The following is a 16472-nucleotide window of genomic DNA, read 5'->3' as shown; positions in this document are numbered from 1 at the left end:
GCAACGCACAGGACGGTGAATTTCATCCCTTTGAAGGGTGCCGCGTCGGGCGGCGTCTGCGGGTTGTGGTGGCCGTCTGGGTCACCGCAAGGGGTCGGCGGCTACACTTCGGTCTGGTTGCTGGTCCGATTCCCAGTTTGGTAGCCTTAGGAATGCGTCGGCCCGAATGGCATTTGCCTCGTCTGTATCTCTGAGGCTGACGGAACCACACAGACATCTGGAGGGATCAGGAGCTTGCGAAAGCGCTACTACATCATCTTTGTTGCCAGGGAAGAGGATGGCCAGCTCCGCAAGGTCCCGGTTCCGCTGCACTATGCCTACGTGTTCGTCGCGGCGGCGCTGGTCGGCCTGTTCACGATGACGGGCATGGCCGGCTCCTATAGCCGGATGCTGCTGAAGACCGCCCACTACAACCAGATTCGCTCCGAGAAGGAAGCCCTGCGGCACGACTACCTGAACATGCAGCAGGTGGCGAAGCAGAAGGATGTGCAGGTGGCCTCGCTCGGCTCGCTGGCGAACCAGGTGACCGCGCTGTACGGGCTGCGCCAGGGGCATGAGACCAAGCCGGCGACGGCCGCCGTTGCCTCAACCAGCGTGCTGAGCGACGCTCCGGGTCCCGGCACTTATGTCCAGACGCTCGACCAGCTCACCAGCCTGCGCCGTTCGGCTCTTTCCGGACGCATGCGTCGCGCGCTGGCGCCGAAGTTTGGCTTCGGCGATGCGTCCGACTGGGATGTTTCGGCCGACTCACCGAGCCTGTGGCCGGTGGTGGGGCAGATCACCAGCTCGTTCGGCGAGCGCCAGGACCCGTTCAACGGGGAGGGCGCGTTCCACAAGGGCATCGATATCTCGGCGCCGATGGGTGAGCCGATCCGCGCCCCCGCAGACGGCACCGTGCTGATGGCCGGGCCGGCGAGCGGCTACGGACGCGAGGTCGTGATCGACCACGGTCACGGCATCCACACGGCCTACGGTCACCTGTCCGGGTTCGCTGTGACCGCCGGGCAGGACGTTCGCCGCGGGGACATCATTGGCTACGTCGGCAGCGAGGGCCGCTCGACCGGCCCGCACCTGCACTACGAAGTGCGCCTGCACGACTCGCCGGTGAACCCGCACAAGTACATGAGCGAGACGCTGCAGGAGTTTGCCTCGAACCACACGAGCTCGGGCAGCGCCAGCACTGCCGGCATGCTCTGATCCGCCACGCTCCTGAAGTGAGTCGCTGAAGCTTCTTCGCAGCCGGTCGTGCGGTGCCCCGCAGGGGCTACCCGGCCCTGGACCGCTGGCATCCTAGCCGGCGTGCGAGGAGGTGGCGATTGCTGCGAATCCTGTTTCTCTCGTTGGCCTTGAGCGCTGTTCCGGCTGTGGCCCAGCATGGCGGACGCCCCGGTGGGCCGCCTGCACCGATGACTCCCGGAGGGCCTCCGGGCGGCGGCATGCAGCCGACTCATCAACCTCCCATGCGCGGGCCCGAACCGTACCGGGGCACGCCGCGGCCGCCCGACAATCGCGACTACCGCGACGCTCCGGGGCACCCGAACGCACCCCATGTGGACGAGCGGCGCGGTAATGACCAGGGTCGCCGGAATGATGAGCGCTGGGTGGGCCACGACTACGGCCCCGGCAATCCGCACTACCGGCTCGAGCACCCGTGGGAGCACGGGCAGTGGAATGGCGGCTTCGGCCCGGAGCATCGCTGGCGGCTGTCCGGGGGCGACCCGCGGCGCTTCTGGTTCAACGGATGGAACTGGGCGGTGGCGCCGTTTGACTATCCATACGTGAGCGACTGGCTGTGGGGCGCGGATGACATTGTCATCTACCCCGACCCGGACGATCCGGGGTACTACCTGGCTTACAACCCGCGCACGGGGACGTACGTGCACGTGATCTACATGGGGTGACTTCCTTGCTGAAAAAGGGCCGGCTCATGGAGAGCCGGCCTTTGCTATTGCAGGTGTGGATGCTGCGCTAGAACTCGAAGCGCAGCGCGAGTTGCAACTGGCGTTCGCGGTAGATGCCGTTGCCGGCCGAAGTCGCTGTGCCGAAGGTCGCCACGTTTGCGCTGCCGCTGTTGGTGGCCTGCGGTGTGAGCGTGGTGCCGCTGAGTGAGTACGCCGTGTTCTGCACGCCGGTGACCTGGAAGCGGTTGAACAGGTTGAAGGCCTCGGCGAGCGCCTCGACCCGGTACTTCTCGTGGACGGTGTAGCTGCGGGAGGCGCGCAGGTCGACGTTCGAGATGCGCGGCTGCTTGAACGTGTTGCGGCCGAGCAGCGGCAGAAACTCGTCGATGCCTGTATTGCCGCCGCTGCCGTTGATGCTGTTCTGGCCCGGTACGCCGTTGACGCCGCCGCTGATCGTCGCCGAATACGGCGCGCCGGAGGAGAGGATGACGACCGGTGCGAGCTCCCAGCCGTTGACCGCCGCCGAGACCAGCCGGTTGCTGACCGGCACGTGCGGCTGCCAGACCATGGTGCCGACGAACCGGCTGCGGATGTCGAAGCTCGAGATCCCGCGGTCGAAGCCGAGGTTGTAGGGATCCGTCGGCGTGTTCGCGCTGCTGAAGGTGGTCGACGTCTGCCCATCGTCGATCGCCTTGGACCAGGTGTAGTTCAGGTCGAACTGCAAGCCGTGCTGCAGCCGGTGCTGCGCCTCGACGACGAGCGCGTGGTAGTTGGAATTGACTTCGCTTTCGATCTGGCTGAGCTGACCGAAGTTGGGGTTGATGCGCTGCGTGTAGAGCGGCAGCGTGAAGCTCTGCCCGTCGAGGCGCGCCAGCCGCGGTGTAAGACCGGCGACGCTGCCGTTCTTAATGGTATACGTCACCGCACTGGTGGCAGGTGCGATGTTGGTGTCCACGAACGTGGGCAGACGCCGGCCCAGGCTGAGCAGGTAGTTGACGGAAAAGACCGTGTTCCATCCGATATCCCGCTGCACGGCGAGATCGGCCTGCTGTACCTGGGGCAGCTTGAAGCCGGGCTGGAAGTAGACGATGTTCGGCTTGGCGGTTGGATTGGCTGCCGCAGCGGTCAATGTCTGCGGAAAGAGCGGCGCACCCTTCGACGCATTATTGAGCGTGACCTGGATCTGGCCGCCGGCATTGCCGGTGTTGATGATGGCGTTGTAGATGGTCGAGTTCTCGAGCCGCCCGTAGTAGATGCCGTATCCGCCGCGCACTACCGTCTTGCCGTTGCCATACGGGTCATACGCGAAGCCCAAGCGCGGGCCGATGTCTGTGCGGTCGCTGGGGAACTGCCGGGTGAGCGGGAAGGCGGCGTTCGGCAGTTGCGGGTTGGGCTGGTTCTGGTACTCGTAGCGCATGCCGAGGTTGAGTGTCAGGTTCGGCAGGACCTTCCAGTCGTCCTGCAGGAAGCCGGCGACTTCATTCGTGTTGAAGTCGAATGCCGAGCGGCCAAAGCCCTGCGTGTAGCTGGTGTAGCAAGGCAGCGTGCCGGCCTTGGCATCGCGGGCTGCATCGCAGCGGGGCGAGGTCGGGTAGGCGAAGTCAGTGATCCAGTTGGCGAGGTTGGAGTAGCTGTAGACACCCTCCTCGGCAAACAGATTGTCCGAGCGATCTTCGACGTTGTTGTAGTCCGCGCCGTAGGTCAGGGTGTGGCGCCCGATCACCTGCGTGATGGTGTCGGTCGCCTGGTTGCGGTGTTCGTCGGGATACGCGCGGCGATTGAGGAAGTTCGGCTTGCCGTAGGTGAGGCCGCCGCCGCCCAGGCTGACCGATGGCGGGAAATTGTTGGGACCGGTGAGCGGCTCACCCGCCGCAGGCGCCTGCGAGAACTCGTATTCGAAGTCGCGACCGTATTGGTAACGGATCTGGTTGCTGAAGTTCGGACTGAAGGTGCTGTCGAGCCGGCCGATGATCGAATCGATCTTGGCGAAGTCATTGCCGAAGCTGGCGATGCCGCGTGACACGACAGGACTGGTCTGGATGCCGGCGGGCGAATTCCAGCGCGCGCGGTTGTACTCGATCGAAGCCGTGTGCTTGTCGCTGATGTGCCAGTCGAGCTTGGGGAAGTTGATGATCTGGTCGCCGACGCGCGGCACTACGCCGGTCAGGCTGAGCAGGTACTGCTGGGCGGCGGCGGTTTGCGCGGCTGTGACGCCGCGGCTGGCGAGCGTCGCCTGGGAGGAACTGCTGAGGCTGAGATAGGTGGGGCTCGACGTGGCCGAGACTCCGGGAAAGTTCCGGTGCTGCTGGTCGTACGCGTAGAAGAAGAACAGCTTGTCCTTGACCAGCGGGCCACCGAACGTGCCGCCCCACTGATGGCGCTTGTCCTTCGGCTTGATGTGGATGCTGCTGATGCCAGTGGGGGACGCGGAGTTCAGCACGGTCCGGAGGAAGAATGGGTTGGTCGCGCCGAATTCGTTATCGCGCCAGTACCAGAAGCCGGAGCCGTGGAACTGATTGGTGCCGCTCTTCGAGACGGTGTTGACCACCGCGCCGGCGCTGCGGCCATACTGCGCCGAGTAGTTCGAGGTGTTGACCTGGAACTCCTGCACGGCGGACTGGGTAAATGTGTAGCTGAGGCGAGTGCGTCCGCGCGCCTCCGAGAAGAAGGCCTGGTTGTCGTCGCCACCGTCGATCGTGTTGTTGTTCAGCAGGCCGGAGATGCCGCGGAACGAGATCAGGCCGAAGCCGCCGTCCGGATTGGCGCCGGGCGTCAACAGGGCGAAGTTCGACCAGCGGCGGCCGTTGATCGGCAGATTGTCGATTTGCACCTGGTTCACGTTGCTGGAGAAGTCGTTGGTCTCGGTGTTGATCAGCGGATCGCCAATGTCGACCTGCACGGTCTGCGAGTTGGCTCCGAGGGTCAACCGCTCATCGAGCGTGGTGGGCTGACCAACGTCAACCTTGACCCGTTGATTTTGCGTCTGCTCGAAGCCGGGCGCGGAGACGGTGACGGTGTACACGCCGGGCGCAAGGTTGGGAAAACGAAAATTACCGGCGCTGTCGGCCGTTGTTTGGCTGCTCGCATTGGTGCCGTTGTCGACGACGGTGACTGTCGCGCTGGGAACGCGTGCGCCGGACGGATCGCTGATACTGCCGACGATGGCGCCACTGACTGCGGTCTGCGCGAGGGCGGGAACGGCCGCCGCGACCGAGACACACGTAACCGCTACAGCACTCAATATGATCTGTTGCAAACGCTGGGACATCGGGTCTCCTCAAAGTTTCAGAACTGGGCCTGGCACTGTGTCTGCTTTGCAGGTGTGGTCTGCTCGCACGCTCTCCTCACCTGCAGCTGTTGCAGCAATGTGGGCGTGGATGTCTTGTGCTCTGGGCCGACTCTGAGTCTCAGGGCTGACTGGCCGAGGCGTCTTTAACCACGCGTGAAATTCGCTTCGCGAGATTTGACTCGGCAAATAACGTCGCCGCTCTTGTTACCTAGGCTGGATTTTCATCATCTTTACACGCAAAGCGGCGGACACATATGTGTCCGCCGCAGAGATGGATGCCGAGAGGAAGAGGAGCTAGGATTTGTCGGCGAGCGGCTCGACCGTTACGCGCATGGCGAGCGTGTGCACGGTGCCGGGCTCGATCGTGATTGCATTCTCACGCGCGTTGGCCGGCTCCACGCAGACGAAGCCGGGCCAGACATCGCCGAGATCGGCGAGCTTGGCGGCCTTCTCCTGCCAGGGATTCCAGACCACGGTGCTTGCAGAGCCCTGCTTCTCGATGACGAGACGACGGTTCCAGCCGGGATCGTGAATCGTGACCGGGGTAGTCGTGTTCAGGTGGAGTTGGTCGGTCTCGCGGGTGAAGCGGATCGACTGCCCGTCCTGGTGCTTTTTCTTCGTGTCGTCGGCGCGATCGCGATACTCCGTGTTCGCGAGTCCGGTGACTTCCACCTGATGAACATCGCTGACCGCGAAGTACGCATGCAGTGCGTCTTCGATGATGAGCGGTGTGTCGCCAAGGTTCTCGACCGAGAGCCGCAACTCGAGCGTGGGGCCGGAGACGACTTCGAGCACGACGACGAAGTGATCGAAGCCGAGGTCGCGCGTGACCTGATTGGGCAGCAGGCGAAGCGTGATGCCCGCGGCACCGCTGCCGTGGCGCTCTGCCGCGACCACATCCCACACCAGCGACCGCGCAAAGCCGTGCTGCGGACCCGGCAAGCCGCCCTGCCGTTCGCCGAACCACGGAAACACGATTGGCACGCCGCCGCGAATTGCCTTGCTGCTGACAAACAGACTGCGTGAGCTGAGGAACAGCACGGGATGCACGGCGGTGGCCGGCTGCCAGCGCGTGAGGTGCGCGCCCTGCAGGTAGAGCTCGGCCTGACCCTGCGTCGTGTCGAGCCATGCGCGAACGAGTCCGCCGGGGCCCTCTTCAAAGCGCACCGCACCATCGGCGCGGAACTGTTGATTCAGCCGTTCGATCTCGGTCATGGTCTATGCATCCAGCTTTCGGGCCACCAGCTCATTCAACAGTCCGGGGTTGGCCTGTCCTTTGGATGCGCGCATCACCTGGCCGACGAAGAATGCGGCCACGGTCTTCTTGCCGCCGCGATACTGCTCGACCTGTTTGGGGTTGGCGGCGATGACTTCATCGATCATTCGTTCGAGCGTGGAGGTGTCGGAGATCTGCTGCGGCTTCTCGCGCTCGTAGACGACGCCGAAGTCCTCACCGCGTTCGAAGGCGATGTCGAAGATGCCCTTCCACTGCTTGCTCGAGAGCTTGCCCTCTTCGGCAAGATCGGCCGCGAGCACCAGCCCATCCATCGTGACCGGCGACTGCTCGAATTCGAGCCCGGCTGCGCGCAGCCGGCCCAGCACTTCACTCTGCAGCAGGTTCGCGAGGCGGCGCGGATTCTTCGCACGGCGCGCGGCTGCCTCAAAGCGATCGGCAAACTCGCGCGTCGTCGTCAGCGACTGCGCATCCTGCTCGGAGATCTCGTAGTCGCGCACCATGCGGGCGCGGCGCGCCTCCGGCAGCTCCGGCATGTCGGCGAGAATCTCCTGTCGCCATGCATCGGAGACGAGCAGCGGCGGCAGATCCGGCTCGGGGAAGTAGCGGTAGTCGTGCGCCTCTTCCTTCGAGCGCATGGAGAAGGTGCGGCCCTCAGCGGCATTCCAGCTGCGCGTCTCCTGCACGACGCGGCCGCCGGACTCGAGCACCTCGACCTGGCGCTCGATTTCGTATTCGAGCGCGGAACGAATGAAGCGGAAGCTGTTCACGTTCTTGACCTCCGCCTTGGTGCCGAACTTCTCCTGTCCGCGCGGGCGCACGCTGACGTTCGCATCGCAGCGCAGAGAGCCTTCTTCCATGTTGCAGTCGCTGACGCCGGTGTAGAGCAGGATCTCCTTCAGCCGGGTCAGGTATTCGTAGGCTTCTTCGGGCGTGCGGATGTCCGGCTCGCTGACGATCTCGACCAGCGGAGTGCCGCAGCGGTTGAGGTCGACATAGCTCTTCGTCGCCGAATCGGCAAAGCCCTCGTGCAGGCTCTTGCCCGCGTCCTCTTCCATGTGCAGGCGCGTGATGCCGATGCGCCTGGTGCCGCCGTTCGAGGGCACCTCGATCCAGCCGTTCTCCGCGATCGGCTGGTCGTACTGCGAGATCTGGTAGCCCTTGGGCGAGTCGGGATAGAAGTAGTTTTTGCGCGAGAAGATCGAGCGCTCGCGGACCCGGCAATTGATTGCAGTGGCGGCCAGAACGGCGAACTCGACCGCGCGGCGGTTGAGCACGGGCAGCGCGCCGGGCAGTCCCAGGCAGACCGGGCAGATCTGCGTGTTCGGCGCGGAGCCGAAGCGCGTGGAGCAGCCGCAGAAGGCCTTCGTCGTGGTCAGCAGTTGCACGTGCACTTCGAGCCCGATGACAGGCTCGTAGCGGGAGAGCGCGCCGGCGAGTCCGGAAGCACCGGAGACAGGAGCCTGGGTCGTCATAAAGCCGCAATACCTTCCTAGAATCGAGTGTACCGTCCGTCGCGGCCACGGCTGACCAGCGCTGGCTGGCGTGCATCTACTTACGCGGAACCGGTGCGCAGACGACACCCGAACCGCCTGGCGTCGTTCCGCCCCATTCCCACCCCGGGACGATCGATGCCGCGAGTACCCAGCTCCCGGGGCGAGCGTAACTGAAGAGAACTGGCAATTTGTTGAGGGCTCCCGGCCGGCTCCCTAATGTGGAGGGCACATCGCTTATGGAACTCGCTTTGCTCCAGTCCGTCGATCAGCTCAGCCGCCACACGGCGGTGATCCGAGGGCTTGCCGCCGAGACCATGCGCGAGGATGACACCACCTGCCTCCCTGATTACTTTCTTCCCCGGCTCTCGCCCACGCACCGGCCGCGCGTCGTCCTCTGTTACGAGCATGCGCGGCTGGTGGGCGTGGTCTATGCCGAGGAGCGCACGCTCGTCGGCGCGCGCACCGGCTGGGTGTCCGGCGGAGATGGCTTGGGACGCGGATTGGTGCTGGCAACGCCGGAACGCGAAGCCGAAGTGCTGGCCACCGCGTGCGAGTCGCTGCTGGCGAATGGCGCCCATGCGCTGCGGCTGCGCTGGCGGTCGTCGGGCCACGAGATGTTGCCGATTGTGCGGCTGGAGCGGCCGGGCTTGCAGGTGTGGTGCCGGTCGGAGCTGCGCCCGCATGGCGATTGGCTGCACCTGGGCACGCAGTACAACGAATTTCTTGAGGGGCTGGGTCCGCGCACAAGGCGCAACCTCCGCTACTACCGCCGCAAGGCGGAGGAGCAGGGGCTGCGCTTTGTGCCGGACCTCACGCTCGCCGATTACGAATCCGCAATGATGGCGCTCGCAACGCGCGAAGACGCGCACAGCCTGCGCGAGCGGGACGCCCGCGATCGCCGCTTCTTTGCACAGTTTGGCCGGCCGCTGCTGGCCGGTCTCGCCGCGCCCGATGGCCGGCTGGTGTCAGTACTCGCGGGAGTTCGGGCGGGGGATGATCACGTCCACCTGCTCTCGCAGTTCAACGATGAGAGCCTGCCGGGGCAGAGCCTGTCCCTGGTGCTGCGCGGCTACGTCATCGAGCGGCTGATCGAGCAGGGCATCCGCCAGTTGCACTTCGTCAATGGCGCCTCCGCCGCACTGGGACGCTTCTGCGATCCGGTGCTGATGCGCACGCTTGCCATCGATAGCCGGCGCTCGGTGCTGCATCCGGTCAAGCTGATGACAGCGCACCTGGTACGCAGCCGGCAGCGGCGCGGCCAACGCGTGCCGCAGCGCCTGCGCACCCTGCTCGGCAGCTACCTGCCCAACAGTGGCCTGACCGGCGCGCTCTAGCCACGACTCCGGCGCATCGCCGGACGCATTCCGACGTTGTTACGAATCCATCTTCGGAGATTAGGACTCAGGTCAGGGAGCATTTGACTGGAGCCAACCCGGCGGAACCAGGTGTGGCGGGTTCCTCATAGACAATAGAGCGATGCGCCCGTTCGAAGACGAGACGACCCGGTTTCTGTCTGCCTGGATGCAGGTTCGCCAGATCGTCCAGGCGTCGAATTTCAATCGCTTTCAGCGTGCCGGACTTAGCGCAACGCAGTTCATGACCTTGAATGTGGTGCCGAAAGAGGGCATGACCCTATCCCAGATATCACGCAAGCTCAACCTGAGCGCCGCTACCCTGAACGAGACGGTCAACTCACTGGAAGAGCGAGGTTTCGTGAGTCGGGAGCGCGATCCTGCGGACGCTCGCAAGGTGATCATCCGCGCCACGAAGCGGGGCGAAGAGGTGCAGAATTCAGCTTCTGAGGAATTTCACGTCTTTATCGCTGGGTTGTTCGCTCGCATGAGCAAGACTCGTCGCGAAGGTCTCCTGGCCGGCCTTGAACAGATGGTGAAACTGAGCCAGGTCAGCCAGGAGGATTCCGCGATTACTCCCCGTGATGCTGCCGATCCTCAGGAGAAGCGTAGTTCTCCGCGATCTCAGCGGCGCTGATCTCGATAGCGCTGTTTTTGCGAATGATCGAAGCGATCTCATCGTCGCTCTTGCCACGTTTGCGCAACGACTCGATTTCATCGCTGATCATGCCGACAAAGGCCTGAATCGGAAACTGTTCGGGCGCCAATCCTGCGGCATCCCTCAATGATCTTTGAGCCTTGATCGCCTCTTCCACCGGATAAAGTTTGCCGTTGCTCATCCCGTATTCCTTTCGTAGTACGAACTACTTATAGCCGGATCAGGGGCGAGGCGCAAGACGCGTAGTCAAACTTCCATGACCCGTTCTATGCACCGGGAAAGATCCGGGTAGAACTGAGGAGACCGAGATCGACCGCCGCTGCTGTACCACGCTGCCGACTCGATAGTTCCCGGGCCGCGGCCACAGCAGATTTCTGCCGTTCGAGCGCGGAGCAGGCGGCTTCGTTAGAATAAAGAGGCATGATCCTTCCCTTTGTTCGCGATGCTCTCGCGAGCATTGAGCACACTGACAGCTTCGAACGTGTGCGACGGCACCTGAGCCTCGCGCGAGGTCGCCGTCGTGTCTCTGGACTGACCGCCACGGCTCGCGCTCTCTGCATTCCGCTGCTGGCGCATGCGGCGCGGTCGCCCGTGGTCGTGCTGGTTGCCGACAACAAGGCCGCCGAGTCGCTCGAGCTGACGCTCCGCGCCGCAGCCGAGTTGACGGGCGCGGTTGAGGCGAAGCGCGTGCTCCGGCTGCCGGCGCACGATGTGCTGCCGTTTGAAAGCATCTCGCCGCATCCGGACGTGCAGGAGCAGCGCGCGTCTGTGCTGTGGAAGATCGCGAGCGGCCGCGCGTCGATCGTGATCGCGCCGGTCGAGGCCGCGTGCATGCGGCTGTTCGACGCACCCTACTACGCAGCACTGGCCCAGCAACTGCGCCGCGACGAAGAGGTGGACATCGAGCTCCTGCTCGATCACCTGCGCTCCATCGGCTACACGGAGATGGACATCGTCGAGATGCCCGGGCAGTTCACGCGGCGCGGCGGCATCCTCGACGTCTATTCGCCGGAGATGGATCGCCCGGTGCGCTTCGAATTCTTTGGCGACCAGATCGAGTCGATCCGCAAATTCGAGCCGGAGTCGCAGCGCTCGTCGACGCCGCTTGACGAAGCACTGCTGCTGCCACTGACCGAGACGCCAGTGTCCGAGCGCCTGCTGGCTGCGGTGCATGCGCGACTCAGCCGGTCGCGCATGGAAGCAGCAGGGGACGATGAGTCTGCCGACCTGGTCACGCGCGCCGTTGCTGCTGGCGGTGTCACCGTCTTCCCCGGCTGGGAGTTCTTCGCGCCCGTGGCCGGCGCGGATCGCACACTGTTCGACCTCTTCCGCAACCCGTTCGTCTTTGTCGAAGAGCCGGCCATGCTGCAGAACCAGGCAGAGCGCTGGTGGAACAAGGTGGAGCAGCGGCATGAGCGCGCCGGTATCGGCGGGCTGATCACGCCTGGAGACATCTACCTGGACCCGTGGGCCCTGCAGGGCAAGGTGCAGGCGCTGCCTGGACTCGAGCTCGATCAGCTTGGCGCTGTGGACGTGCTCGATGAGGATGTGAACGCGCCGGCGGAGATCGAGTTCAGCACGCGGCCCACGCTGCGGTTTCACGGTTCCATCCCGAGCTTCATCGATCAACTGAAGCAGTTCGCCGAGCAGGAACAGCGCGTCGTGATTGCCGCGCCGAATCAGGGCGAGGTGGAACGGCTGGCCACGCTGCTGCGCGAGTACGGGCTGGCGTACCGGCTGGGCTCCCGTACGCAGCAAAGCGGCAGCGAGACCATCTACGACGAGTCGAGCTATCTTGGCGGCGACCTGCGCACGCCCATCATCGTGCGCACTGCGATTGCAAATGGCGTCAGCTTCCCCGAAGCGAAGCTGGTGATCATCGGCGCGAACGATCTGTCGGACGAAGCGGATGTGTCTGCACGCCCGGTGGCCGCGCGCGCGAAGTCGAAGACTGCTGCGTTCGTCTCGGACTTTCGCGACCTCACGGTCGGCGACTACGTCGTGCACGTGGAGCACGGCATCGCGCGCTACCTGGGCCTGAAAGAAATTCAGCAGGATGCGATCAGCATCGAGTTCATGGTGCTGGAGTTTGCGGATAGCGCGCGGCTCTACATCCCGCTCACCCGGCTTGACCTGATCCAGAAGTACCGCTCGACTGACGCCGGACCCGCACCCGTGCTGAACAAGCTGGGCGGCCAGCAGTGGGCTAAGACCAAGGCACGCGTCAAGAAGGCCATGGCCGACATGGCCGACGAGCTGCTGAAGCTGTACGCGCAGCGCCGCTCGGCGGAGGGCCACACCTATCCGGCGGACAACGAGTTCCAGCGCGAGTTCGAAGATGCGTTCGACTACAACGAGACGGACGATCAGCTCGCGGCCATCGCGGACATCAAGCGCGACATGGAGTCGACCACGCCGATGGATCGCCTGCTGTGCGGCGACGTCGGCTATGGCAAGACGGAAGTCGCCATGCGCGCTGCGTTCAAGGCTGTGCAGGATTCCAAGCAGGTCGCGGTGCTCACGCCAACCACGGTGCTCAGCTTCCAGCACTACGAGACCTTCCGCAAGCGCTTCGCGCAGTTCCCTATCAATGTCGAAATGATCTCGCGCTTCCGCACGCCGAAGGAGCAGAAGATCATCCTCGAAAAGCTCGAGGCCGGCGAGATCGACATCCTGATCGGCACGCACCGGCTGCTGTCGAAAGACCTGAAGTTCCAGGACCTGGGCCTGCTGGTCGTCGATGAGGAACAGCGCTTCGGCGTGCGCCACAAGGAGCGCCTGAAGCAGATGCGGCAGCAGATCGATGTGCTGTCGATGTCGGCGACCCCGATCCCGCGCACGCTGCATATGTCATTGGTCGGGTTGCGTGATATGAGCGTGATCGAAACGCCGCCCAAGGACCGCATGGCAATTCAGACCGTGGTGGCGAAGTTCGATGAGAAGCTGGTCCGCACTGCCGTGGAGCTCGAGCTCGAACGTGGCGGCCAGGTCTACTTCGTCCACAATCGCGTCGAGACGATCTACGAGCTCGCCGCGAAAATCCAGGAGCTGGTGCCGCAGGCGCGCGTCGTCGTCGGCCACGGGCAGATGGGCGAGGCGGAGCTCGAAAAGACGCTGCTCGCCTTCATGAACTACGAGTACGACGTCTTCGTCGCGACCACGATTATCGAGAACGGCATCGACATTCCGCTCGCGAACACGATCATCATCAATCGCGCGGACCGCCATGGCTTGTCAGAGCTCTACCAATTGCGCGGTCGCGTGGGCCGGTCGAACCGGCGGGCCTATGCGTATCTCCTGATTCCACCGGAGCAGGAGCTGACGGATGTTGCACGACGTCGGCTCGCGGCACTGAAGGAGTTCTCTGACCTCGGTGCGGGCTTCAAGATCGCGGCGCTTGATCTGGAGCTGCGCGGCGCCGGCAACATGCTGGGCGGCGAACAGAGCGGGCACATCGAGGCAGTCGGCTTCGAGCTCTACACCTCGATGCTCGAGGAGGCCGTCGCCAAGCTGAAGGGCGAGGAGAAGCCCGAGCACCTCACGACGCAGCTCAACCTCGGCATCAGCCTGCGCATCGACGAGAGCTACATCCCCGAAGAGAATCAGCGGCTGCGTATCTACAAGAAGATCGCCGGCGCGCAGAACGATGCCACACTGGCGGACATTCGCGCGGAGCTCGAAGATCGCTACGGGCCGCTGCCCGAGACGGTCGTGCACCTGCTCGATGCGGCGCTGCTGCGGCTTAGCTCGGAGCGGCTCGGCGTGCAACAGGTGGACCGCAAGCGCGATCAACTGCACATCCGCTTCAACGAGAAGGCGGAGATCGATCCAGGCCGCCTGATGAAACTGGTCTCACGCAATGTGAAGAAGGGCGCGCAGTTTACGCCGCAGGGCGTGCTGCGCTTCCCGCTCACCGGCACGTCGCCGGCGCAGGTCATCCAAGAGGTACACTCCTTGCTCGGCGAGCTCGCGTTTGTCCCAACGAGTGCCTGACGCGCCGTACAACCCTCTCCCGACACCTTCTTTGCTGGAGTCTTCCCTTGCGCCCTTCTGCACAAATTTTCATGGCCGCCTGTCTTGGCCTCATCGCCGGTAGCGGCCACGCCGCATCGACCAGCAACGCTGCGTTTCACTCGCTGGGGGATCGCTACCTGGACGACGTGTACTACCGCACCCGGCCGAGCGACGCCACCATCGCTGGTCTGCACCAGTTCGATACGATGCTCGAGCCGTACGACCGCGCGTCGATCACGCATGTCGTTGCGCTGCTGCATGAGTACGACCAGAAGGTGTCGGCATTTCCGGAGCAGGGCCTCGATCTGACGACAGCAGGTGACCGGCAGCTGGTGCTGAACAGCATCCACTCCACGTTGCTGACGCTGGAGACGATTCGTCCGTGGGAGAAGAATCCGGACCTGTACTCGAGCGGCATCACCAACGCGGCGTACACGTTGATGGAACGCGAGTATGCGCCGCCGGACGTGCGGCTGCGGTCGCTCATCGCGCGCGAACAGCAGATGCCAGCGGCGCTCGCATCTGCACGGCAGAACCTGCGCGGCTGCGCAAATATCTCGACCGAAATCGCGATTCAGCAAGTGCCCGGCGACATCGCTTTTTTTTCGAACGGATGTGCCCGCAGCGTTTGCCGGCGTCAAAGATGCGCAGTTGCTCGCGCAGTTCCACGAGGCAAATAACGCAGTGATCCAGGCGCTGACCGGCTACGGAGAGTGGCTGCGATCGGACCTGCTGCCGCGCTCGAATGGCGACTTCCGCATCGGCGCCGACACGTTCGCGAAAAAGCTCAAGTACGACGAGATGGTCAGCACGCCGCTCGATGAGCTGCTGAAGATTGCCTATGCAGACCTGCAGCGGAATCAGCAGCAGTTCGCAACGATTGCGCACGAGATCGATCCGGCGAAGACACCCCGTGAGGTGCTGACGCTGCTCGGTGACGATCATCCCACGCCTGATCATCTGCTCGCGAGCTTTCGCAACAACTTCGACGGGCTGATCGGCTTCATCCGTGAGCGGCATATCGTAACGATTCCGAGCGATGTGCGGCCGACGCTCGAGGAGACGCCACCGTTCATGCGCGCTACGACGCAGGCGTCCATGGACACGCCGGGCCCGTTCGAAACGCACTCGACGACTGCGTTCTTCAACGTGACGCTACCCGATCCCGCATGGAATGCGGAGCGCACCGCGGACTACATGCATGCCTTCAACACAGGCACGATCGTCAGCACATCGGTGCACGAGGCCTATCCCGGCCACTATGTGCAGTTCCTGGTGATCCCGCAGGTGCAGTCGCGCGTGCGGAAGGCGATCAACGCGAACAGCAACGTCGAGGGCTGGGCGCACTACTGCGAGCAGATGATGCTCGACGAGGGCTATGGCCAGCCGGGCGCCGGCGCGAAAGATGCGCGCGAGGCGAAGCTGATCCGCCTGGGGCAGTTGCAGGATGCGCTCCTGCGCGATGCACGTTTCGTCGTTGGCATCCGGATGCACACGCAGGGCATGTCGGTCGAAGATGCGGTGCGGTTCTTCGACGAGCAGGGCTACCAGTCGCACGAGATCGCCGAGGTTGAGGTCAAGCGCGGCACCTCCGACCCGACTTACCTCTACTACACGCTGGGCAAGCTTGAGATCCTCAAGCTGCGGCATGATCTGGAGCAGAAGGAGGGCAAGCGCTTTTCACTGCAGCAGTTTCACGACGAGTTTCTGCGCCAGGGCGCACCACCGATCGCCATCGTGCGCCGGGCCATGCTGGGCGACACGTCGCCGGTCCTCTAGTACGGGACAGCAGCGATCCGGATGCGGCGGGCAACTCGTACGGTGCCTGCCGCGTCCGTATAATTCGGCGAAGCAGGCTGACGTATCCGTCGCCAACAGCGGTTCAGCCACACTCACTCAAAGGCACGTCTATTCATGACACAGAAGAAGGTACGAAAGGCCGTTTTCCCGGCCGCGGGTCTCGGTACGCGCTTCCTGCCCGCCACGAAGGCGATTCCGAAAGAGATGCTGCCGCTCGTCGACAAGCCCCTGATCCAGTACGGCGTTGAAGAGGCGCTCGCCGCGGGCATTGAAGAAATCATCATCGTGACCAGCCGCGGCAAGGCGGCAATCGAAGATCATTTCGACATCAGCTTCGAACTCGAGCACAACCTGGAGTCGCGCGGCAAGCAGGAGCTGCTCGCGCTGGCGCGTGGCGTCTCGCAGATGGCAGAGATCTCCTACGTGCGGCAGAAGCAGGCGCTGGGCCTGGGCCACGCGGTGCTGCAGGCGCGCGACCTGGTTGGCGATGAACCCTTTGCCGTCATTCTTCCCGACGACGTCATCGACGCCGATCCCCCCTGCCTGAAGCAGATGACCGACGTCTATGACCAGGTGCAGGCCAGCGTACTGGCGACGCAGATCGTCGAGGGACCGGCGATCTCGGCGTACGGCGTGCTCGATTGCGACGACGTGCCGGGCAATCCACGGCTGCACGCGGTGAAGGGGATGGTCGAGAAGCCGAAGCAGGCCGACGCACCGTCAAAAAA

At 64.0% G+C, this 16472-nt stretch carries 12 protein-coding genes; 8 read left to right on the top strand and 4 right to left on the bottom strand.

The annotated features are described in order from the left end of the window. Positions 1-234 precede the first annotated feature (234 nt). Both AC5IJH_RS08975 and AC5IJH_RS08970 read left to right on the top strand, forming a co-directional pair. Entirely contained in the window at positions 235-1197 is a 963-nt protein-coding gene (locus tag AC5IJH_RS08975) for a M23 family metallopeptidase (RefSeq protein ID WP_491902477.1), read from the top strand. A 263-nt stretch (positions 1198-1460) separates the two neighbouring features. Beyond that, on the top strand, positions 1461-1901 hold the full coding sequence (locus tag AC5IJH_RS08970) for a hypothetical protein (protein WP_491902476.1): 441 nt from the start codon (positions 1461-1463) through the stop codon (positions 1899-1901). Positions 1902-1968: 67 nt separating this feature from the next. Here the strand turns inward: AC5IJH_RS08970 and AC5IJH_RS08965 are convergent, their stop codons facing one another. The 3 genes from AC5IJH_RS08965 to gatB form a co-directional block, all read right to left on the bottom strand. Continuing rightward, entirely contained in the window at positions 1969-5169 is a 3201-nt protein-coding gene (locus AC5IJH_RS08965; protein ID WP_491902475.1) for an outer membrane beta-barrel protein, read from the bottom strand. A 315-nt stretch (positions 5170-5484) separates the two neighbouring features. Next, on the bottom strand, positions 5485-6405 hold the full coding sequence (locus AC5IJH_RS08960; protein WP_491902474.1) for a D-hexose-6-phosphate mutarotase: 921 nt from the start codon (positions 6403-6405) through the stop codon (positions 5485-5487). A 3-nt stretch (positions 6406-6408) separates the two neighbouring features. Then, the gene (gene gatB, locus AC5IJH_RS08955; protein ID WP_491902473.1) at positions 6409-7899 is read right to left on the bottom strand and encodes an Asp-tRNA(Asn)/Glu-tRNA(Gln) amidotransferase subunit GatB; all 1491 of its coding nucleotides are present in this window, start codon (positions 7897-7899) and stop codon (positions 6409-6411) included. A 257-nt stretch (positions 7900-8156) separates the two neighbouring features. Here gatB and AC5IJH_RS08950 point away from each other — a divergent pair, with 257 nt between their 5' ends. Both AC5IJH_RS08950 and AC5IJH_RS08945 read left to right on the top strand, forming a co-directional pair. Further along, positions 8157-9254: a GNAT family N-acetyltransferase gene (locus AC5IJH_RS08950; RefSeq protein WP_491902472.1), complete on the top strand. Its 1098-nt coding sequence runs from the start codon at positions 8157-8159 to the stop codon at positions 9252-9254. A gap of 187 nt (positions 9255-9441) precedes the next feature. Next, on the top strand, positions 9442-9909 hold the full coding sequence (locus AC5IJH_RS08945; RefSeq protein ID WP_491902471.1) for a MarR family winged helix-turn-helix transcriptional regulator: 468 nt from the start codon (positions 9442-9444) through the stop codon (positions 9907-9909). Here the strand turns inward: AC5IJH_RS08945 and AC5IJH_RS08940 are convergent. Next, on the bottom strand, positions 9845-10111 hold the full coding sequence (locus AC5IJH_RS08940; RefSeq protein WP_491902470.1) for a hypothetical protein: 267 nt from the start codon (positions 10109-10111) through the stop codon (positions 9845-9847). The genes AC5IJH_RS08945 and AC5IJH_RS08940 overlap by 65 nt on opposite strands. A 239-nt stretch (positions 10112-10350) precedes the next feature. Between AC5IJH_RS08940 and mfd the strand changes: the two genes are divergently transcribed. From mfd to AC5IJH_RS08920, 4 genes are all read left to right on the top strand, one after another. Beyond that, positions 10351-13923 carry a transcription-repair coupling factor gene (gene mfd / locus AC5IJH_RS08935; protein WP_491902469.1) on the top strand — a complete coding sequence of 1191 codons (3573 nt, stop codon included), beginning with the start codon at positions 10351-10353 and terminating at the stop codon, positions 13921-13923. Between the two features lie 71 nt (positions 13924-13994). After that, positions 13995-14624, top strand: coding sequence for a DUF885 family protein (locus AC5IJH_RS08930; RefSeq protein WP_491902468.1), 630 nt, complete (start codon positions 13995-13997; stop codon positions 14622-14624). Beyond that, positions 14560-15723, top strand: coding sequence for a DUF885 domain-containing protein (locus AC5IJH_RS08925; RefSeq protein WP_491902467.1), 1164 nt, complete (start codon positions 14560-14562; stop codon positions 15721-15723). Before AC5IJH_RS08930 ends, AC5IJH_RS08925 begins: the two co-directional genes overlap by 65 nt. A 135-nt stretch (positions 15724-15858) precedes the next feature. Further along, positions 15859-16472: UTP--glucose-1-phosphate uridylyltransferase (locus AC5IJH_RS08920; protein WP_491902466.1), on the top strand; the 614-nt coding region annotated here is incomplete at its 3' end.

The sequence above is a fragment of the Candidatus Dedyshia acidiphila genome (genome assembly GCF_051025295.1).
Classification (GTDB): Bacteria; Acidobacteriota; Terriglobia; order Terriglobales; family Acidobacteriaceae; genus KBS-83.
The sequence above is the reverse complement of the archived record's forward strand: the minus strand, read 5'-3'. Positions and strand labels throughout refer to the sequence as shown.

Coding starts and splice junctions, on each gene's coding strand:
- AC5IJH_RS08965 (WP_491902475.1), bottom strand. CDS start 5,169: ATGTCCCAGCGTTTGCAACAGATCATATTGAGTGCTGTAGCGGTTACG.
- AC5IJH_RS08930 (WP_491902468.1), top strand. CDS start 13,995: ATGGCCGCCTGTCTTGGCCTCATCGCCGGTAGCGGCCACGCCGCATCG.
- AC5IJH_RS08940 (WP_491902470.1), bottom strand. CDS start 10,111: ATGAGCAACGGCAAACTTTATCCGGTGGAAGAGGCGATCAAGGCTCAA.
- gatB (WP_491902473.1), bottom strand. CDS start 7,899: ATGACGACCCAGGCTCCTGTCTCCGGTGCTTCCGGACTCGCCGGCGCG.
- AC5IJH_RS08960 (WP_491902474.1), bottom strand. CDS start 6,405: ATGACCGAGATCGAACGGCTGAATCAACAGTTCCGCGCCGATGGTGCG.
- AC5IJH_RS08945 (WP_491902471.1), top strand. CDS start 9,442: ATGCAGGTTCGCCAGATCGTCCAGGCGTCGAATTTCAATCGCTTTCAG.
- AC5IJH_RS08950 (WP_491902472.1), top strand. CDS start 8,157: ATGGAACTCGCTTTGCTCCAGTCCGTCGATCAGCTCAGCCGCCACACG.
- AC5IJH_RS08970 (WP_491902476.1), top strand. CDS start 1,461: ATGCGCGGGCCCGAACCGTACCGGGGCACGCCGCGGCCGCCCGACAAT.
- mfd (WP_491902469.1), top strand. CDS start 10,351: ATGATCCTTCCCTTTGTTCGCGATGCTCTCGCGAGCATTGAGCACACT.